Source organism: Pseudomonas sp. PvP025 (genome assembly GCF_017832155.1).
Taxonomy (GTDB): Bacteria; Pseudomonadota; Gammaproteobacteria; order Pseudomonadales; family Pseudomonadaceae; genus Aquipseudomonas.
Window position 1 is genome coordinate 2,330,853 of record NZ_JAFIBJ010000001.1, and the last position, 18,573, is coordinate 2,349,425.

The following is an 18,573-nucleotide window of genomic DNA, read 5'->3' on the forward strand; positions in this document are numbered from 1 at the left end:
AACCTTATAAATGTGTGGTTGCGCCAGCGGCAGCGTAATTCTGGTAACTGCCCATCGTTTTTGCGATCTGCGAAATCTTGCTGGCGTAATCCGGGTCGGTTGCGTATCCGGCTTTTTGCAACTCGCGCACAAACTGCTCCGGGTTGTCGGCTGATTTCACAACATCTTTATAGCGATCATTGCTTTGCAGCAACGTGACGAGGTCATGGAAGCTGTCCTGGTAGGACGTATAGGAACGGAACTGCGCCGTTTCCTTGACCATCGCCCCGTCACGAAACTCGCTGGTGATTGCACGGGCCTGTTCGCCCTGCCAGCTCTTGCCGGCCTTGATACCGAACAGGTTGTGGCTGCTGCTGCCATCCTGGGCGCGCATCACCGACTTGCCCCAACCGGTTTCCAGGGCGGCCTGGGCCACCAGGTACTTCGGATCGATGCCAATGCGCGCGGCGGCGGCCTTGGCCATCGGCAGCATGGTGGCGACAAATTCATCCTGGGAACTGAACGCTTTCTTCGCCGGCGCCAACGGTGGCTGGGCCACGGCGCGGGCGTATACCTGCATCTGCCCGCTCGGCGCGGCAAACGCACGCGCGCTGCTGTTGACCACATTGTCGGCGGAGGCGCTGTTGCGCAGCGGCGCGCTTTTGGCGTCGATAGCCACCGGCGCGGTCGGCACGATGCCGGCGAGCAGGCGGTCGGTCAGCTTGCTCGGCAAGGCGATGCGGCGCTGGTTCATCAGTGCCACGTCATTGCTGTGGGACGCCGCGCCGCCGGCCTGGGGCTCAGCCACACGGTACGCCCACAACGGCCGCTGGCCATTGGAGCGGCCCAACGGGCCGGAAGCCTGGGTGCCGGCGGCAATCTCGGTCGGCACATCGACTTTCTTCGCCGGCTCAGTTGCCCCAGGGCCTTGCAGGGTGGCCGCCTGGGCGTCCACCGGCTTGTTCTTCTGCATCTGGCGCATCAGCACGTCAGCGAGGCCGATGCCGCCGCCTTCGCGGGACATCGACACCGCCAGTTGCTGGTCGTACATGTCCTGGTACTGCTTGGCGGCATCGGTGTTCAGCGGGTTGTCTTCGCCCACGGCGTCGGTGGCCTTGCGCATCGACTTGAGCATTTCGCTGAGAAACAGCGACTCGAATTCCTGCGCCACTTTGCGCATGTTTCCGTCGCTGTTCTTGTCGCCGACCTTCAGCTGGTTAAGCCGGTTCAAGTCGGAGTAAGACCCCGAGTCCGCCGTGCTGCTGATGCCGCTCTTGCGCATATCCATGGCCATGGCCTCAGATCACAATCAGGTCGGCTTGCAAGGCGCCGGCCTGTTTCAGGGCTTCGAGGATCGCCATCAAGTCGCCTGGCGCCGCGCCCACCTGGTTCACCGCACGGACGATCTCGTCCAGGGTGGTGCCGGGGCCGAACTTGAACATCGGTTTGGCTTCCTGTTGGGCATTGACCCGCGAGCGTGGCACCACCGCCGTCTGGCCATTGGACAAGGGCCCAGGCTGGCTGACGATCGGGTCTTCGGTGATGGTCACGGTCAGGCTGCCGTGGGTGACCGCCGCCGGCGAGACCTTGACGTTCTGGCCGATCACGATAGTGCCGGTACGCGAGTTGATGATGACCTTGGCCACCGCCTGGCCAGGATCGACCTCGAGGTTTTCCAGGATCGACAGATAATCGACACGCTGGCTTGGGTCCAGTGGCGCGGTGACGCGCACGGAGCCACCGTCGATGGCCTGGGCCACGCCTGGGCCGAGCATGTCGTTGATCTTGTCGACCACACGTTTGGCAGTGGTGAAGTCGGAGCGATTGAGGTTCAGGGTCAGGCTGTTGCCCTGGTTGAACCCGCTGGGCACGGTGCGTTCCACGGTGGCGCCGCCAGGGATGCGTCCGGCCGACGGAACGTTGACGGTAATCTTCGAACCGTCGCGGCCCTCGGCGTCAAAACCGCCTACCACCAGGTTGCCCTGGGCGATGGCGTAGACGTTGCCGTCGATACCCTTGAGCGGCGTCATCAGCAAGGTGCCGCCGCGCAGGCTCTTGGAGTTACCGATGGACGACACGGTGATATCCACCACCTGGCCTGGCTTGGAGAACGCCGGCAAATCGGCGCTGATCGACACCGCCGCGACGTTTTTCAGTTGCACGTTGCCTGAACCCGCCGGCACCTTGATGCCGAACTGCGAGAGCATGTTGTTGAAGGTCTGCAGGGTGAACGGGGTCTGGGTGGTCTGGTCACCCGTACCGCTGAGCCCCACTACCAGGCCGTAACCGATCAACTGGTTGGAGCGCACGCCGGAAATACTGGCGATGTCTTTCAGGCGCTCGGCCTGGGCGACAGCGCTCAGGCTCAGCAGGAGCGCCGCCGCCAGCAGTTGCTTGAGGTTCAAAGTTCTCACCTTAATGGGCACCTAGAAAGGAAACAGCGGGCTAAGGAAGAAACGGTCGAACCAGCCCGGCTGGCTCGCATCGGCAAACGCGCCGGTGCCGGAGTACGTGATGCGGGCATCGGCGATGCGGGTCGACGGCACGGTGTTGTCGGTGGAGATATCATCTGCACGCACCATGCCAGCAATGCGCACCAGCTCGTCGCCGGTGTTGAGGGTCATCCACTTTTCACCACGTATGGCAATGATGCCGTTGGGCAATACATCGGCCACGGTCACAGTGATCGAACCGGTCAGGCTGTTGCCCTGCCCTGCCGCGCTCTTGCCATTGGTGGCACGGTCGCCGCTGTAACCAGCGCTCAGGCTCAGGTCGCCATCGCCCAACGGATTATTGACGTTGGGCACGGCGCCGAACAACGAGGTGAGGCCGATGCCGGCCTTGCTGGTCTTGCCCACCTGGGAGTTGGCGTTCTTGCTGGCCTGGGTGCGCTCGTTCAGGGTGATGGTAATGATGTCACCGACCCGGAACGCCTTGCGATCGCTGTACAGGTTCTGCTCGAAACCGGCCTGGTAGATCGAGCCATTGTTGGCGGCCGCCGGCAATGGCGTGCGCGGCAACACCGGCGCGTAGTACGGGTCATTGGGTTTCGGCGACGGCGCGACACACCCCGCCAGCACGCTGATCCCACTCAATGCCAAGACACAAACAAAGCGATTCATGACCCTAACCTCACGGTGTTGCAGACGCGCTCGCAAGCGCCCCATAGACTTGATTACAGATTCTGCGTGACGAACGAAAGCATCTTGTCGGCGGTGGAAATCACCTTGGAGTTCATCTCGTAGGCGCGTTGAGTGGTGATCATGTTGACCATCTCCTCAACCGTGCTGACGTTGGAAGTTTCCAGGGTGCTTTGCAGGGTGGTGCCGAAACCGTTGAGGCCTGGAGTGCCGATTTGCGGCGCGCCGCTGGAGGCGGTTTCCAGGAACAGGTTGCCGCCCATCGCCTGCAGGCCGGCCGGGTTGATGAAGTCGGCGGTCTGCAGGTTGCCGATCACTTGCGACGCCGGGTTGCCGGCGACGGTGATCGACACGGTGCCGTCGTTACCGACGGTGAAGGTCTGCGCATTCGCAGGCACCACAATCGCAGGTTCCAGGGCAAAACCATTGGCGGTGACGACCTGACCGTTGGCGTCCAGGTGGAATGTGCCGTCACGGGTGTAGGAAGTCGTGCCATCCGGTTGCAGGATCTGGAAGAACCCCTTGCCGTTGATCGCCATGTCCAGGGGTTGCCCGGTTTGCTGCAGGTTACCGGCGGTGAAGTTTTTCTGGGTGCCGACGATCTGCACACCGGTACCCAGCTGCAGGCCCGACGGCAGTTCGCTGTCCTGGGTCGACTGGGCGCCCGGCTGTTTCTTGATCTGGTAGAGCAAGTCCTGGAACTCGGCGCGATCACGTTTGAAGCCCGTGGTCGACACGTTCGCCAGGTTGTTGGAAATGGTGGTCAGGTTGGTGTCCTGGGCGGACAAACCGGTTTTGGCAACCCATAGAGCCGGAAGCATGCTGTTCTCCTTCGTGCGCCTGATCGTTGGCGCCGTGCTGCGAAATTAGTGGGTGACTTAGCTCATCTGCATGACGCGAGTCATGGCCTGATCGTCTTCCTTGGCGCTGTTCATCATCTTGATGTGCAGCTCAAACTGTTTGGAAAGCGCCAGCACCGCGGTCATTTCCTCCACCGCGTTGACGTTGCTCGCCTGCAGGAAACCCGAGTTCAGCGTGACCCGCGCATCGGCCTGGGCAGGCTGGCCATCCTTGGTGTGGATGGTGCCGTCCAGCCCCTTGGTCATGTTCTTGAGGTCCGGCTGGACCAGCTTGATGCGGTCCACTTCGGCCATCACCCGCGGGCCTTCGCCCATCGCGCGGATGCTGATGGTGCCGTCGGTGCCCACTTCGATTTTCTGCTGGGGCGGCACGGCAATCGGGCCGCCGTTGCCCATGATCGGCATGCCGTTGGCGGCGCGCAGCACGCCCAGCGCGTCCACATTCATGCTGGCGCTGCGCACGTAGGCTTCGCCGCCATCCGGGGTTTGCACGGCCATCCAGCCGTCGCCGCTGACGGCCACATCGAGGTCACGACCGGTTTCGATCATGGCGCCCGGCGAGAAGTCAGTGCCTGGCCGCTCGGTCAGGGCAAACGCCCGCGCCGGAAAGCTGTCACCGAACACCGGCATCGAACGCGCCTGCTCCAGGTCGCGCTGGAAGCCGTTGGTGGAAATGTTCGCCAGATTGTTGGCATGGGCCTTCTGCGCCAGAGCATTCTGGCTGGCGCCGGTCATTGCCACGTAAAGGTATTTGTCCACGCTCTATCCTCTTTCTGACGGACGCTTGCCGCCCACCGCTGTACTGATGAGGCTTAAGCAATTTGCGGTCCAACTTTTTGGAATGGACGCAAGTGCAGGTGGGGCGGGGGTTTGGGGGGAGTTGAGGTGGGCGGATGGACGGGGGATAGTCGAAAAAACGGCGGACTACTGCCGCGGGCGGCAAGTATCGGTCTTGAAACTGACGCGGGTTGGTTTTTTTGGGGCTGCCTGGGTTTTTGTGTGCATATCCGTTATTTGGGTAACGGGGGCGCCCAAGATCAAAAGCAGGATCAAAGGCCAGAGCAAGGCAGATCTAAAGCAGTCTGATACCTTCAGAAAAATGGAGATCCAAATGTGGGAGGGGGCTTGCTCCCGATGGCTGAGTGTCAGTCAGCTTATGGGTAGCTGACCCCCTGCTATCGGGAGCAAGCCCCCTGCCACATTTTGAACAGCGTCAGGCAGGAAAACCCCTGTCGGCTCTAAGGCTGCCGCGCTTTTGCTTTTGATCTGGAAGCGCCCCGTCAACCATGTGTCCGGACTATAAAGTTCCTCCCAGAAGTGAGCCGCTGTAAAAGCGGTGTACCCACCCCCAGACGCACTCAAGCACCCTTCACCACCCCATAATCGCGCAACTTATTAGCAATAGTCGTATGCGAAACCCCCAACCGCTTCCCCAACTGCCGACTGCTGGAATGCTCCACATACAACGCCTCCAACACCGCCTTCTCAAACCGCCCGACAATCGCCTCCAACCCCCCTTCCAGCGAAAAGTCTCCCAGCGGCTTACGCACCCCGTAATCCGGCAGTCGAATATGCTCCACCTTGACCACCCCGCCCTCACACAACGAAACCGCCTGAAACAACACATTCTCCAGTTGCCGCACATTCCCCGGCCAATGGTAATGAGCAAGCCGGTCCATGGCCGCCGGTGCCAGTGTTGGCAGCGGGCAGCCGATCTGCCGGCTGGCCTGGTCGAGAAAGTGCTCCACCAACGGCGCCAGGCCATCCAGGCACTCGCGCAACGGCGGGATATGCAACGACAACACATTCAGCCGGTGATACAAATCCTGACGAAACTCCCCCCGCGCGCAGAGTTCGGACAAATCCACCTGGGTCGCGCAAATCACCCGCACATCCAGGTACACCTCTTCATCGCTGCCCACTCGACGAAAGCAACCGTCCTGCAGAAACCGCAGCAATTTCACCTGCAACCGCGCGCTCATTTCCCCCACGCCATCAAGAAACAGGGTCCCGCCCGCCGTCAGCTCCAGCAGCCCGAGCTTGCCCTCGGCGCGGGCCCCTTCGAATGCGCCGGGGCCGTAGCCGAACAGTTCGGTCTCGGCCATCGACTCCGGCAACCCCGCGCAGTTGAGCGCCATCAACGGCGATTGCCCACGCGGGCTGGCCAGGTGGCAGGCGCGGGCCAGCAGTTCCTTGCCGGTGCCGGTTTCGCCTTCTATTAATAGCGGCGCATCCAACGGCGCCATCCGCCGCGCCTCGCGGACCACCGCGGCCATGACCCGCGAGCTCTGGAAAATGCTGTCGAAGCCGCGCAACTCCTGCTTGCGCACGTTGTAGATGCGCTCGCCGACGCGGTCGGCACGGTGCAGGGTCAGTACGGCGCCCGCCATGGCTTCGCTGTCGTCGTGCTCGGACGATTGCAACGGCGCGATATCGGCCAGGAACACATCACCCTTGACCTTGACCCGCAAGCCGTTGATGCGCGACTTGCTGGCGCGCACCAGTTCCGGCAAGTCGAAATCCTCGGCGTAGCGCGACAGCGGAATTCCCGGCACCTCGTCCACCCGCACCCCGAGCAACTGCGCGGCCGAGCGGTTGGCGGCAACGATGGAGCCACCCATATCGATCGACAACACCGGAAACTCCAGGGCGCCCAGCAAGGCGTTGAGTTCCATGTGCCGGCGCTCGCTGGGCATCAGCCCTACCCGTTTTACGCCGAACACCCCGCCAATTGCCTCGAACTTCGGGCGCAAGGCCTGGAACTGCATGTTCACCAGGTTTGGGCAGTACAGGTAAATGGCGTTGCCATGCTCACCGCCGACCTCGCCTTTGGCGACGTTGACGCCGTACTCCACCAGCAGGTTGAGAATGTCCCGCAGGATGCCGATGCGGTTCTGGCAATGCACTTTGATACGCATGAAGAGACCCGAAGAGTGGGAAGACGCTGCGTGTTTTTGTCGCTGAGCGCAGATTATCGTCAAGATTATGTTACAGCCAGTGTCCTTTTCCCAGCCCAATGCCGTGACGAGCGCAGATCCGTAACGAATTCTTTACGAACGGTAGTGAGTTTTCCTGCAACTGACTCTGGAAACCGGATGGAATCCTGCCCGGTAGGGCGTATCAATACCGGTATCGCAGGACATAACAATAATGAACGCCTAGCAGGAGAGCCGTATGAAGCAGACGCAATACGTGGCCCGCGAGCCCGATGCGCAAGGTTTTATCCATTACTCGCCGGAAGAACACGCGGTGTGGAATACCCTGATCACGCGCCAACTGAAGGTGATCGAGGGTCGCGCCTGCCAGGAATACCTGGACGGTATCGACAAGCTGGCCCTGCCACTGGACCGCATCCCGCAACTGGACGAAATCAATCAAGTGCTGGCCGACACCACCGGCTGGCAAGTGGCTCGCGTTCCGGCGCTGATCCCCTTCCAGACCTTTTTCGAGCTGCTCGCCAGCAAGCAGTTTCCGGTGGCGACGTTTATTCGCACCCGCGAGGAACTGGACTATCTGCAAGAGCCGGATATCTTTCACGAGATCTTCGGCCACTGCCCGCTGCTGACCAACCCCTGGTTCGCTGAATTCACCCACACCTACGGCAAGCTCGGCCTGGCGGCCACCAAGGAGCAACGGGTGTACCTGGCGCGGCTGTACTGGATGACCATCGAGTTCGGCCTGGTGGACACCCCCGCCGGCCTGCGCATCTACGGTGGCGGCATTCTGTCGTCGCCCAGGGAGACGGTGTACAGCCTGTCAGCGCAGCCCGAACATCAAGCCTTCGACCCACTGGAAGCCATGCGCACGCCGTACCGCATCGACATCCTGCAACCGCTGTATTTCGTCCTGCCCGAGCTCAAGCGCCTGTTCGACGTGGCGCAGGAAGACATCATGGGCATGGTCGAGCGCGGCATGCAGCTGGGTCTGCACGCGCCCAAGTTTCCCCCCAAGCCCAAGGCTGCGTGAACCGTGTATTTTGACGCCAGGTGAGTCTGTTCCCTGGCCGCGCGTTGCTTTAGGGTGACGCCACTGACCTTCACCTTTCGAATTCAGGACATCTCCATGACCACGTTGAACCAAGCCCACTGTGAAGCCTGCCGCGCCGACGCCCCGCAAGTCAGCGATGAAGAGTTGCCGGTACTGCTCAAGCAGATCCCTGACTGGAACACCGAAGTGCGCGACGGCGTGATGCAGTTGGAAAAGGTATTCCTGTTCAAGAACTTCAAGTTCGCCCTGGCTTTCACCAACGCTGTGGGTGAGATCGCCGAAGCCGAGGGCCATCACCCTGGCCTGCTCACTGAATGGGGCAAGGTCACCGTGACCTGGTGGAGCCACTCGATCAAGGGCCTGCACCGCAACGACTTCATCATGGCCGCGCGCACCGACGAAGTGGCCACCGGCGCCGAGGGCCGCAAGTGATGCATTTCGATGCCATTGGCCGCGTGCCCGGCGACCCGATCCTGGGCCTGATGGAGCTGTACGCCGAGGACGCCAGCCCGCACAAGTTCGACCTCGGCGTGGGCGTGTACAAGGACGATCAGGGCCTGACGCCGATTCCCCATGCGGTGAAACTCGCCGAGCAGCGCCTGGTGGACACGCAGACCACCAAGACCTACATCGGCGGCCACGGCAATGCGGCCTTCGGCAGCCTGCTCTGCGAACTGGTACTGGGCGCCGATTCAGCGGTGCTCGGCGAACGTCGTGCCGGCGCCACCCAAACCCCGGGCGGCACCGGTGCCCTGCGCCTGAGCGCCGACTTCATCGCCCAGAGTTTGCCCGGCCGTGGTGTCTGGCTGAGCGACCCGACCTGGCCGATCCACGAAAGCATCTTCGCCAGGGCCGGGCTCAAGGTCAGCCACTACCCCTACGTGGGGGCTGACAATCGCCTGGACGTAGCGGCAATGCTGGCGACGCTGACCACGGTGCCGGAGGGCGACGTGGTGCTGCTGCACGCCTGCTGCCACAACCCGACCGGCTTCGACCTGTCCCAGGATGACTGGCGCCAGGTGCTGCAGATTGTGCGCGAGCGCCGGTTGCTGCCGCTGATCGACTTCGCCTACCAGGGCTTTGGCGATGGGCTGGAACAGGACGCCTGGGCCGTGCGCTTGTTTGCCGCCGAGTTGCCCGAAGTGCTCGTGACCAGCTCGTGCTCGAAGAACTTCGGCCTCTACAGCGACCGCGTGGGCGCGCTGATTGTGTGTGCGGCCGATGCCGAGAAACTGACGGATGTGCGCAGCCAATTGGCCAATACCGCGCGCAACCTGTGGTCGACGCCGCCGGATCATGGCGCTGCAGTGGTCGCAACCATCCTCGGCGACGTTGAACTGCGCGCCCTGTGGAGCGGCGAGGTCGAAGCCATGCGCGCGCGCATCGCCCAATTGCGTGCCGGGCTGGTGGACGCCCTGGTCCCCCACGGGTTGGCTGAGCGGTTTGCGCATATCGGGACGCAGCGCGGAATGTTTTCCTACACCGGCCTGAGTGCCGAGCAGGTCAAACAACTGCGTGAGAAACACAGCGTGTACATGGTGAGTTCGGGACGGGCCAACGTCGCAGGCATTGATGCAACACGCCTGAACAGGCTGGCCCAGGCCATCGCCGACGTGTCACCCAACTAAAGGAGGGAGGGACTTGCTCCCTCCCACACCTTCAGCCTGCGACCATTTCGGCCTTGAGCTGCGCTTCTTTCGCCTGCGCATCCGCCAGGCGATACAACTCGATCTGCCCATCCCAGTGCTCGATCAGCGCGGTGCAGGATTCAACCCAGTCCCCGCAGTTGAGGTAGTCCACCTCGCCCACCTTGCGAATCTCCGCATGGTGAATATGCCCGCACACCACTCCGTGCAGCTCGCGCTTGGTCACTTCGTGGGCGATGGCTTCTTCGAAATCGCTGATAAAACTCACGGCGGTCTTCACCTTGTGCTTCAAATACGCCGACAGCGACCAATAGCCATAGCCATAGCGCGCCCGCCAATGGTTGAGCCAGCGGTTCAAGGTGAGGGTAAATTCGTAGGCCGAGTCGCCCAGAAACGCCAGCCAGCGGTGATAGCGGGTGATCACGTCAAACTGGTCGCCGTGAATCACCAGCAGGTGACGACCATCGGCGGTGACGTGCACCGCTTCATCCACCAGCTGGATATTGCCGAGGATCAGCTTGGAATAGCGGCGCAAAAATTCGTCATGGTTACCGGTGACATAAATCACCTCGGTACCGCGTTTGGCCATGGTCAGCAGACGGCGGATCACGTTGGTGTGAGCCTGGGGCCAATACATGCCGCCGCGCATTTTCCAACCATCGATGATGTCGCCCACCAGGTACACCTTGTCGGCGTGATACCCCTTGAGAAATTGCGACAGGTGTTCAGCCTGGCAATCCCGGGTGCCCAGGTGCACGTCGGAAATCCACAGGGTACGCACCCTTTGCTTGCGGCTGGGCTTGATGGACTCTGCACTGGTCATGGGCTTGCCTCGGCGGTGTTTTCGCGAGCTTGCGCCCTGGCGATTAATAGCCCATGACAACGGTGCGTCAGTCTGATGACAGCGAACTGGCTGCGATCATCCCGACGCAGTGTGCGTTGTAGGAATAGTCATGCGATAAAAATCGCGAGGCGGACGACAGACGCCGACCTGCGCAACCCACTAGACTGCGCCTCTGTCACCTCGTTGGTTCAAGGATCGCAATGACTCCCCGCTCAGCCCTCGGCGCCCTGCATATCGGCGCACTGATGTTTGGCCTCACCGGCGTATTCGGCAAACTGGCGGCCGCCTCACCCGCCATTATCGTGTTTGGTCGCGCCGCGTTTGCCGTGCTGGCCCTGGCGGTATTTGCCCGGTTCGCCAGCAATGCTCCCTGGAAGCCACTGCAGATGCGCGACTGGCGCCGACTGGTGGTCAGCGGCGTACTGCTGGCGGCGCACTGGGTGACGTTCTTTATTGCGGTCAAAGTGGCCGGTGTGGCGGTTGCCACGCTGGGGTTCACTGCGTTCCCGGCGTTTACCGTGATCCTTGAAGGGCTGATTTTTCGCGAACGCATCCGTGCCAATGAAGTGTTGCTGGTGGCGCTGGTCACGGTCGGCCTGGTGCTGGTGACGCCGGACTTCAATCTTGCCAGCGAAGCCACCGGCGGCCTGTTGTGGGGAATCGTCTCGGGGTTGCTGTTCTCGTTGCTGTCGCTGAACAACCGTGCCGGCTCCGGGCGAATTCCGGCGGTGCAGGCGGCGTTGTGCCAGAACGTGGTGGTCGCGGTATGCCTGTTGCCCGTGGCGGCACCGGGGCTGGCGCAGGTGCGTGCGATTGACTGGCTGTGGATCGGCCTGCTCGGGGTGTTCTGCACGGGCCTGGCCCATAGCCTGTTTGTTGCCAGCCTGGCAGTGATCAAGGCACGCACCGCGTCGGTGGTGTTCGCCATGGAGCCGGTGTATGGCATTACCGTGGCCTGGCTGCTGTTCGCCGAGACCCCGACCCTGCGCATGCTGCTGGGCGGCGCGCTGATCATCGTCGCCATTGTGCTGTCCGGCCTGATGGGCAGCGCCGCTCAGGCAAAACAGCCGGCTGGGGCAAGCTGACGCCTAAGCGGTGCGGTCGTTGTGGCCCAGATCACGTTGCGGGTCGATCTGGTCACGTACCCGTTGCTTGAGCACCTTGGCCTCGGGGAAGCCGCCGTCGGCCTTGCGCTCCCACAGTTGCACGCCGTCGCAGGTAATCCGAAATACGCCGCCGGTCGCAGGCTCCAGCGCGACCCGGGCCAGATCCTCGGCAAAGGTGCTTAACAGCTCCTGCGCCAGCCACGCCGCGCGGAGCAGCCATTGGCACTGGGTGCAGTAGGTGATGACGATCTCGGGTTTGTTCGCGGACATAATTTGACAGGCTCCTGGCGTAACGGCCTCAGCGGATCGAGTGGCTATAATACCGGCCATTATCGCCCAGCCTTGAGATTCATGATGCGCCGCCTGTTGTCCTGCCTGTTCCTGTGCCTGTTTCCCCTTCTTGCCGATGCCGTTGAACCGCCACGCCCGAAAATCGGCCTGGTGCTGTCCGGCGGCGCCGCGCGTGGCCTGGCCCACATTGGCGTGCTCAAAGCGCTGGAGGAGCAAGGCATCCACATCGATGCCATCGCCGGCACCAGCATGGGCGCGGTGATCGGCGGGCTGTACGCATCGGGCTACAAGATCGACGAACTGGAAAAACTCGCGCTGAGCATCGACTGGCAGCAAGCCCTGTCCGATGCACCACCACGCGAAGACGTACCGTTTCGCCGCAAGCAGGATGACCGGGATTTTCTGGTCAAGCAGAAACTCAGCTTCCGCGACGACGGCAGCCTCGGCCTGCCGCTGGGCGTGATCCAGGGCCAGAACCTCGCGCTGCTGCTGGAGAGCATGTTCGCCCACAGCAGCAACACGCGTAATTTCGACAAACTGCCTATCCCGTTTCGGGCGGTGGCCACCGACATCACCACGGGCGAAAAAGTGGTGTTCAGCAAAGGCCACCTGCCCCAGGTGATTCGCGCCAGCATGTCGATCCCTGCCGTATTCGCCCCGGTGGAACTGGACGGCCGATTGCTGGTGGACGGTGGCATGACCGATAACATTCCCGTGGACGTGGCGCGTGAGATGGGCGTCGACATTGCTATCGTGGTCGACATCGGCACCCCGCTACGCTCGCGCAAGCAACTGGCTACGGTGGTAGATGTACTCAACCAGTCCATCACCCTGATGACCCGGCGCAACTCCGAAGAACAGCTCAAGGCCCTGCATCCCAAGGACGTGCTGATCCAGCCGCCACTGAGCGCCTACGGCGTCACCGATTTCGGCCGCGCCAGGGACATGATCGACGCCGGCTACCGCGCCACCCGCGCCCTCGACCAGCGCCTGGCCCACCTGCGTCCCGCCGAACAGATCGATGCCGAGCTGGTGGCCGCGCGAGCCCCTGGCGAGCGCACACCCGTGATTACCGCCATCAACGTGGAGAACGACTCGAAAGTCAGCGACGACGTAATCCGCTACTACATCCGCCAACCCCTGGGCGAGCCCCTCAACCTGGGCCGCCTGCAATCGGACATGGGCACCCTGTATGGCCTGGATTACTTCGAACAGGTGCAATACCGCGTGGTGAAAAAAGGCCGCGACAACACCCTGGTGATCAGCGCACGGGGCAAGCGCAGCGGTACCGACTACCTGCGGCTGGGCCTGAACCTGTCGGACGACATGCGCGGCGACAGTGCCTTCAACCTGGGCGCCAGTTACCGCGTCAACGGCATCAACCGCCTCGGTGCCGAATGGCTGACGCGTGTGCAGATCGGTGATCGGCAGGAGTTGTACAGCGAGTTCTATCAACCGATGGACGCCGGCTCGCGTTACTTCGTTGCGCCCTATCTAACCGCCAGGGCGCAAAACGTCGAACTGGTGCTGGACAACGACCCGATCGCCGAATACCGCGTGGAGCGCTATGGGTTTGGCCTGAATATCGGGCGGCAGATCGGCAACAGCGGCGAGATTCGCTTCGGCGTCGGTGAAGCGTGGGGCAAGGCGGACGTGCGCATCGGCGAACGCGACCTGCCGAGTGCGAGCTTCAGCGAAGGCTTCTACGAACTCAAATATTCCTTCGATTCCCTGGACAATGTGTACTTCCCCCACACGGGCGAAGATATCGCCCTGGCTTTCCGCGAATTCGAACCGGGACTGGGCTCCGATCAGCGCTACCGGCAATGGGAGTTCAAGTTGGACAAGGCGATGAGCCATGGCCCGGACACGCTGGTGCTGGGGGGCCGTTATGGGCGCACGCTGGACAACTCGGAGGTGGTGGTTTCCAGCTTTCTGCTGGGCGGCGCGCGGCAGTTGTCGGGGTTTCGTCAGGATGCGATTTCCGGGCAGAACATCAGCCTGATGCGAGCGGTTTACTATCGCCGACTGACGCCGCGGTCGTACTTGCCGCTGGATTTCCCGCTGTACCTGGGGGCTTCTCTGGAGCGGGGTCGGGCGTGGAACAATGATAATGAGTTCGACAGCGGGTATATCAATGCTGCGAGTGTGTTTTTGGGGTTTGATACGCCGCTGGGGCCGTTGAATTTCAGTTATGGGTTTAATGATGAGCGGCAGAAGGCGGTTTATTTGAATTTGGGGCAGACGTTTTAAGGGGGGTGTTTTTGGGCGGGGTATATATCCATTATTTAGGTAATGGCGGCTATTGGTTCCGCCCTTACGGCGGGTCAGTTTGGAAAAGAGCCGGAATGCCGGCCCAGCCCAAAGTAACCAAAGCAGTGTGATATCCATCAGACAAATGGAGATCCAAATGTGGGAGGGGGCTTGCTCCCGATAGCAGTGGGTCAGCTACACATAAGCAGACTGACCCACCCTCATCGGGAGCAAGCCCCCACATTTTACGGCGTACGACAGACAATTCCCGTCGGTTCTAAGGCTGCCGCGCTTTTGCTTTTGATCTGAAGCGCCCCGTCAAACACGCTGGCCGAACGCAGGCGAGGTGCCGAGTGTTGGGGCGAAGCGTTTTGGGTTAGTTTTTGTGCTCTTCAAAAAGTGACCCGCTGTAAGAGCAGAACCGCCAGTAGCCATTACCCAAATAACGGATCACTTAATCAAGACTTCTCCAAATTTTGCAAAATATGCCCATGCACCCGCATGCACACTTTCAAATCCGCCTCATCCACCCCCACAAACAACTCATGGCGCAAAGCAGTCGCAATCGTCTCAATCTGATCAATCAACGGCCGAGCCGTATCACACAACAAAATCCGCTTGGCCCGCCGATCCTCCACCACAGCCTGGCGCTGCACCAACCCCTGGCCTTCGAGGCTGTCGAGCAACCGCGCAAGGGTCGGCCCTTCCACACCTACGCTCTGCGCCAGCTCCCGCTGAGTCGGGGCATCTTCGAAACGCGCCAGGTGCAGCAGCACCAGCCAACGCGCCTGGGATAAGCCCAGCCCCGCAAGGCGGCGGTCCAGCTCGGCGCGCCAACCTCGGGACATTTGCGCCAGTTGCATGCCAAATCGGTGTTGATCGGTTAACGGCATAAAAAACTCGTGTTTTAGACTGAAAATAAAGTTTGGCTAATTATTAGTCAGCTAAGCATGAGCCATGCCCATAGGCAATAGTGGCTATGTACTGATTCGTTACATTGTCGCAATTGGCCCATTAAATCTCGAATTCAGACTGCAACGCCGCACGTACACAGTACAGGACGCCTTCCGGCACACGTCCGGTGAACAGCGGTGCGATCTCCGCAACGGGTGGCAGTTCGCCCTCTCCGTCAAGGAAGGCATCCTGAATTTCGCCGAGCAGATCCTCCGGTAAATCAAGGGCCTGCTCAAGTGACAATTGCTGCTTGCCAATGGATTCAGCGAGCAAGGTGTAGACGTTTTTTTCCGAGCATTGCAGTTGGCCAGCGATCTGGATCGGCGTCATGCCGGCTCGCGCCAGGCTGATCAGTTCGTGGCGGATATCGGCGACTTCCTTCGGCGCTTCGGCTTGCCCGCCGAGTACTTCGAGGAAGGCCTGGCCGTAGCGCTCCAGCTTGCGCGCGCCCACGCCGCTGACCCTGGCCATCTCCGCCATGGTGGTGGGCTGCTCGCGCAGCATCTCCAGCAAGGTGGAGTCGGGGAAGATGACGTAAGGCGGCACGCTGTGTTCCTGCGCCAGTTTGCGGCGCAGGGTGCGCAAGGCTTCCCACTGTTCGCGTTCTTCGCCACGCACCAACTGACTGGCCTGGCTGGTGCTGCTGCTTTTGGCAGTGGTCTGCGGCTTGAGGTCGCGGCGCAGCTCCAGGGTTACCTCGCCCTTGAGCAGCGGCCGGCAACTGTCGTTAAGGCGCAGGCCGCCGTAACCTTCGATGTCGATGTCCACCAGGTTGCGCGCGACCATCTGCCGGAACAACGAACGCCATTCGCCCTCGGCGCGGGCCTTGCCGACGCCGTAGACCGAGAGCTTTTCGTGGCCGAAGCTGCGCACTTTCTCGTTGTCCTTGCCCAGCAAGACATCCACCAAATGCCCCACGCCGTAGCGCTGGCCGGTGCGGTAGATGGTCGACAATGCCTGACGCGCCGGCTCGGTGGCGTCCCAGGTCTGCACGCCATCGGTGCAATTATCGCAATGGCCACAGGGCTCGGGCATGTCTTCGTCGAAGTAGGCGAGCAAGGTCTGACGACGGCAACGGGTTTCTTCGCACAGCGACAGCATAGCGTCGAGCTTGTGCTGCTCCAGGCGCTTGTGACGCTCGTCGCCTTCGGAGTTCTGCAACATCTGCTTGAGCATCACCACATCCTGCAGGCCGTAGACCATCCAGGCATCCGCCGGCAGGCCATCGCGGCCGGCGCGGCCGGTTTCCTGGTAGTAAGCCTCGAGGGATTTGGGCAGGTCCATGTGGGCGACGAAGCGCACGTTGGATTTGTCGATGCCCATGCCGAACGCAATGGTTGCCACCATGATCAGGCCTTCCTCGTTGAGGAAGCGCTTCTGGTGGGCCGAGCGCGTCTCATTGGGCAGACCCGCGTGGTACGGCAGTGCCGGGTAGCCCTGCTCGCAGAGGAACGCGGCCACTTCATCGACCTTTTTGCGTGACAGGCAGTAGACAATGCCGGCATCGCTGCGCCGCTCGGACAGGAACGCCAGCAACTGCTTGCGCGGCTGCTCCTTGGGCACGATGCGGTAGAAGATATTCGGTCGGTCAAAACTCGACAGGAAACGCTCGGCGTTCTGCAGATGCAGGCGCTCGACGATTTCCTCACGGGTACGCTTGTCGGCGGTGGCGGTCAGGGCGATACGCGGCACATCGGGGAACAGCTCGGCCAACTGGCCCAACTGCAAATATTCGCGACGAAAATCATGCCCCCACTGCGACACGCAGTGGGCTTCGTCGATGGCGAACAGGGCGATTTCCAGGCTCTGCAGAAACGCCAGCATGCGCGGCTGCACCAGGCGCTCGGGGGCCAGATAAAGCATTTTCACTTCGCCGCGCTTGATGCGTGCGGCCAGGTCGCGCTGCTGCTCGGCGCTGAGGGTGGAGTTCAGCGAGGCCGCCGCGACGCCGAGTTCTTCCAGGGTAGCCACCTGATCGTCCATCAACGCGATCAACGGCGAAACCACCACCGCCAGGCCATTGCGCAGCAAGGCTGGCACCTGGAAGCACAAGGATTTGCCACCGCCGGTGGGCATCAATACCAGGGCATCACCACCGTTGGCCACGCGCTCAATGATCGCACCCTGGCGGCCACGAAAACTGTCGTAGCCGAAGATGTCCTTGAGGACGCGTTGAGCCTGCTCGAGCATGTAAAACTCCAAAATGGTGCCGAAATCCCTCTGTACAGGCTGGCCGAAAAACTGCGCGGGCACGGAAAATAATCCGTAAGCGAAGTTTTCCCGGAGCGCCGCCCGGCCTGCATGGGGCATCACAAAACGCGGCAGTATACCCGAGCGTCATCCGGCAAAGGGCGCGACTGACGAATAGACCTCTCTCGCTAAAACCTGGCAAATATGCAGTGCGGCTGGCCTGGGCGCTCAAGAAAGCCTAGAATTCAGCATCGTTTATTCCCAAGGTAGTCCTTCAATGTCCTTCGCTGAGCAACTAACCCGCCTGCAAGCCTTCCTCGACGCCGATGAGCTGCATGACGAGGCGCTGGACTACGTGGCCGCCCACGGCTACCTGACCGCCCTGTCGATTTGCGCCGACGTCGTCCCCGACCGTGAATGGATCGACGCGCTGTTCGCTGAAGAGCCTCACTACACCGACGACGCCCACCGCGAAGAAATCGAATCCACCCTGGTGGCCCTCAAGGCTCACATCGGTCGCCAACTGGCCTCCGACGAGGAATTCGAGCTGCCGTGCGAGCTGGACCTGGGCGACGATCCGGATGACTCCGACCTGCGCGGCTGGTGCATCGGTTTCATGGAAGGCGTGTTCCTGCGTGAAGCCGCCTGGTTCGAATCGGCCGAAGAAGAAGTCAGCGAGATGCTGCTGCCAATCATGGTCGGTTCGGGCCTGTTCGAGGAGGAAGCTGAATTCTCCGACATCGCCGCCGACGCCAATCTGATGGACGACATGATCGTACAGATCCCGGAAGCCCTCACCGCGCTGTACCTGTTGTGCAACGCGCCTGACGAAAAACCGGCGATTCTCAAGCCTCGCCACCACTGAGTGGTTTGCCCGTGACACCCATGGGCAATCGCTCGCCGCTCCTGCGCTATACGCTGCTGGCCATCGGCTGGCTCAGCGTGGCGCTGGGGGTGATCGGCATTTTCATGCCGGTGCTGCCCACCACGCCGTTCCTCCTGCTCGCCGCCGCCTGCTTCGCACGCAGCTCTCCGCGCTTCTACCGCTGGCTGGTGGAACACCCGCAACTGGGCCCGTGGATTCGAGGCTATCTGGACGGCAATGGCATCCCGCTCAAGGGCAAGGTCTACGCCATCGGCCTGATGTGGCTGAGTATCGGCGTATCCTGCTACCTGGTGCCCTCGCCCTGGGCGCGCGGGTTCATGCTGACCAGCGCCGTGCTGGTAACGGTTTACATCCTGCGTCAGAAAACCCTGCCACCGAGGTGATCGAGGGGGCGACCTTGGTCGACACTGACTAACCCCCTGCATCATGCGAGACTG

17 protein-coding genes are annotated in these 18,573 nt (G+C 61.7%); 7 read left to right on the forward strand and 10 right to left on the reverse strand.

Translation table 11 applies throughout. From position 1 onward, the window contains the following. Positions 1-4: 4 nt before the first annotated feature. The 6 genes from flgJ to JOE32_RS09655 all read right to left on the reverse strand — a co-directional run bounded on the left by flgJ (position 5) and on the right by JOE32_RS09655 (position 6,897). Positions 5-1,273: a flagellar assembly peptidoglycan hydrolase FlgJ gene (flgJ, locus tag JOE32_RS09630; RefSeq protein ID WP_209983493.1), complete on the reverse strand. Its 1,269-nt coding sequence runs from the start codon at positions 1,271-1,273 to the stop codon at positions 5-7. 4 nt (positions 1,274-1,277) lie between these two features. Beyond that, positions 1,278-2,384: a flagellar basal body P-ring protein FlgI gene (locus JOE32_RS09635; RefSeq protein ID WP_003230933.1), complete on the reverse strand. Its 1,107-nt coding sequence runs from the start codon at positions 2,382-2,384 to the stop codon at positions 1,278-1,280. A 21-nt stretch (positions 2,385-2,405) separates the two neighbouring features. Next, on the reverse strand, positions 2,406-3,101 hold the full coding sequence (gene flgH / locus JOE32_RS09640; protein ID WP_057008190.1) for a flagellar basal body L-ring protein FlgH: 696 nt from the start codon (positions 3,099-3,101) through the stop codon (positions 2,406-2,408). 53 nt (positions 3,102-3,154) lie between these two features. Further along, positions 3,155-3,940, reverse strand: a complete 786-nt coding sequence (flgG, locus tag JOE32_RS09645) for a flagellar basal-body rod protein FlgG (protein WP_003230929.1) — start codon at positions 3,938-3,940, stop codon at positions 3,155-3,157. Positions 3,941-3,997: 57 nt separating this feature from the next. Further along, positions 3,998-4,738 carry a flagellar basal body rod protein FlgF gene (locus JOE32_RS09650; protein WP_209983495.1) on the reverse strand — a complete coding sequence of 247 codons (741 nt, stop codon included), beginning with the start codon at positions 4,736-4,738 and terminating at the stop codon, positions 3,998-4,000. Between the two features lie 599 nt (positions 4,739-5,337). Beyond that, complete coding sequence (locus tag JOE32_RS09655) at positions 5,338-6,897, reverse strand: sigma-54-dependent transcriptional regulator (protein ID WP_209983497.1); 1,560 nt, start codon at positions 6,895-6,897, stop codon at positions 5,338-5,340. A 256-nt stretch (positions 6,898-7,153) separates the two neighbouring features. On the opposite strand from JOE32_RS09655, the gene phhA reads away from it, so the two are divergent. From phhA to JOE32_RS09670, 3 genes are all read left to right on the forward strand, one after another. Continuing rightward, positions 7,154-7,945, forward strand: coding sequence for a phenylalanine 4-monooxygenase (gene phhA, locus JOE32_RS09660; RefSeq protein ID WP_209983499.1), 792 nt, complete (start codon positions 7,154-7,156; stop codon positions 7,943-7,945). Positions 7,946-8,041: 96 nt separating this feature from the next. Continuing rightward, positions 8,042-8,398 carry a 4a-hydroxytetrahydrobiopterin dehydratase gene (locus JOE32_RS09665; RefSeq protein WP_209983501.1) on the forward strand — a complete coding sequence of 119 codons (357 nt, stop codon included), beginning with the start codon at positions 8,042-8,044 and terminating at the stop codon, positions 8,396-8,398. Further along, a complete protein-coding gene (locus tag JOE32_RS09670; protein WP_209983503.1) occupies positions 8,395-9,594 on the forward strand; it encodes an amino acid aminotransferase in 1,200 nt (399 codons plus the stop codon). The genes JOE32_RS09665 and JOE32_RS09670 overlap by 4 nt, the downstream gene beginning before the upstream one ends. A gap of 31 nt (positions 9,595-9,625) precedes the next feature. Here the strand turns inward: JOE32_RS09670 and JOE32_RS09675 are convergent, their stop codons facing one another. After that, positions 9,626-10,435, reverse strand: coding sequence for a UDP-2,3-diacylglucosamine diphosphatase (locus JOE32_RS09675; protein ID WP_057010361.1), 810 nt, complete (start codon positions 10,433-10,435; stop codon positions 9,626-9,628). 221 nt (positions 10,436-10,656) lie between these two features. Here JOE32_RS09675 and JOE32_RS09680 point away from each other — a divergent pair, with 221 nt between their 5' ends. After that, entirely contained in the window at positions 10,657-11,541 is an 885-nt protein-coding gene (locus JOE32_RS09680) for a DMT family transporter (RefSeq protein WP_209983505.1), read from the forward strand. A gap of 3 nt (positions 11,542-11,544) precedes the next feature. On the opposite strand, the gene JOE32_RS09685 is transcribed toward JOE32_RS09680, so the two are convergent. Further along, positions 11,545-11,832, reverse strand: a complete 288-nt coding sequence (locus JOE32_RS09685; protein WP_209983508.1) for a SelT/SelW/SelH family protein — start codon at positions 11,830-11,832, stop codon at positions 11,545-11,547. Positions 11,833-11,916: 84 nt separating this feature from the next. Here JOE32_RS09685 and JOE32_RS09690 point away from each other — a divergent pair, with 84 nt between their 5' ends. Continuing rightward, positions 11,917-14,106: a patatin-like phospholipase family protein gene (locus tag JOE32_RS09690; protein WP_209990439.1), complete on the forward strand. Its 2,190-nt coding sequence runs from the start codon at positions 11,917-11,919 to the stop codon at positions 14,104-14,106. Positions 14,107-14,564: 458 nt separating this feature from the next. Here JOE32_RS09690 and JOE32_RS09695 read toward each other — a convergent pair whose 3' ends face one another. Further along, entirely contained in the window at positions 14,565-14,999 is a 435-nt protein-coding gene (locus JOE32_RS09695) for a MarR family transcriptional regulator (RefSeq protein ID WP_057010357.1), read from the reverse strand. Between the two features lie 121 nt (positions 15,000-15,120). Continuing rightward, positions 15,121-17,250 carry a DNA helicase RecQ gene (recQ, locus tag JOE32_RS09700; RefSeq protein WP_209983510.1) on the reverse strand — a complete coding sequence of 710 codons (2,130 nt, stop codon included), beginning with the start codon at positions 17,248-17,250 and terminating at the stop codon, positions 15,121-15,123. A gap of 277 nt (positions 17,251-17,527) precedes the next feature. Here recQ and JOE32_RS09705 point away from each other — a divergent pair, with 277 nt between their 5' ends. Both JOE32_RS09705 and JOE32_RS09710 read left to right on the forward strand, forming a co-directional pair. Continuing rightward, complete coding sequence (locus JOE32_RS09705) at positions 17,528-18,115, forward strand: YecA family protein (RefSeq protein WP_209983512.1); 588 nt, start codon at positions 17,528-17,530, stop codon at positions 18,113-18,115. Positions 18,116-18,135: 20 nt separating this feature from the next. Continuing rightward, positions 18,136-18,519: a YbaN family protein gene (locus JOE32_RS09710; protein WP_209983514.1), complete on the forward strand. Its 384-nt coding sequence runs from the start codon at positions 18,136-18,138 to the stop codon at positions 18,517-18,519. Positions 18,520-18,573: the final 54 nt, after the last annotated feature.

Bases quoted from the DNA above. Each gene is read 5' to 3' on its own strand.
- JOE32_RS09680 (WP_209983505.1), top strand. From the start codon at position 10,657: ATGACTCCCCGCTCAGCCCTCGGCGCCCTGCATATCGGCGCACTGATG.
- recQ (WP_209983510.1), bottom strand. From the start codon at position 17,250: ATGCTCGAGCAGGCTCAACGCGTCCTCAAGGACATCTTCGGCTACGAC.
- JOE32_RS09665 (WP_209983501.1), top strand. From the start codon at position 8,042: ATGACCACGTTGAACCAAGCCCACTGTGAAGCCTGCCGCGCCGACGCC.
- phhA (WP_209983499.1), top strand. From the start codon at position 7,154: ATGAAGCAGACGCAATACGTGGCCCGCGAGCCCGATGCGCAAGGTTTT.
- JOE32_RS09685 (WP_209983508.1), bottom strand. From the start codon at position 11,832: ATGTCCGCGAACAAACCCGAGATCGTCATCACCTACTGCACCCAGTGC.
- JOE32_RS09705 (WP_209983512.1), top strand. From the start codon at position 17,528: ATGTCCTTCGCTGAGCAACTAACCCGCCTGCAAGCCTTCCTCGACGCC.
- flgH (WP_057008190.1), bottom strand. From the start codon at position 3,101: ATGAATCGCTTTGTTTGTGTCTTGGCATTGAGTGGGATCAGCGTGCTG.
- JOE32_RS09710 (WP_209983514.1), top strand. From the start codon at position 18,136: ATGGGCAATCGCTCGCCGCTCCTGCGCTATACGCTGCTGGCCATCGGC.
- JOE32_RS09655 (WP_209983497.1), bottom strand. From the start codon at position 6,897: ATGCGTATCAAAGTGCATTGCCAGAACCGCATCGGCATCCTGCGGGAC.
- JOE32_RS09675 (WP_057010361.1), bottom strand. From the start codon at position 10,435: ATGACCAGTGCAGAGTCCATCAAGCCCAGCCGCAAGCAAAGGGTGCGT.
- flgG (WP_003230929.1), bottom strand. From the start codon at position 3,940: ATGCTTCCGGCTCTATGGGTTGCCAAAACCGGTTTGTCCGCCCAGGAC.
- JOE32_RS09690 (WP_209990439.1), top strand. From the start codon at position 11,917: ATGCGCCGCCTGTTGTCCTGCCTGTTCCTGTGCCTGTTTCCCCTTCTT.
- JOE32_RS09695 (WP_057010357.1), bottom strand. From the start codon at position 14,999: ATGCCGTTAACCGATCAACACCGATTTGGCATGCAACTGGCGCAAATG.
- flgJ (WP_209983493.1), bottom strand. From the start codon at position 1,273: ATGGCCATGGATATGCGCAAGAGCGGCATCAGCAGCACGGCGGACTCG.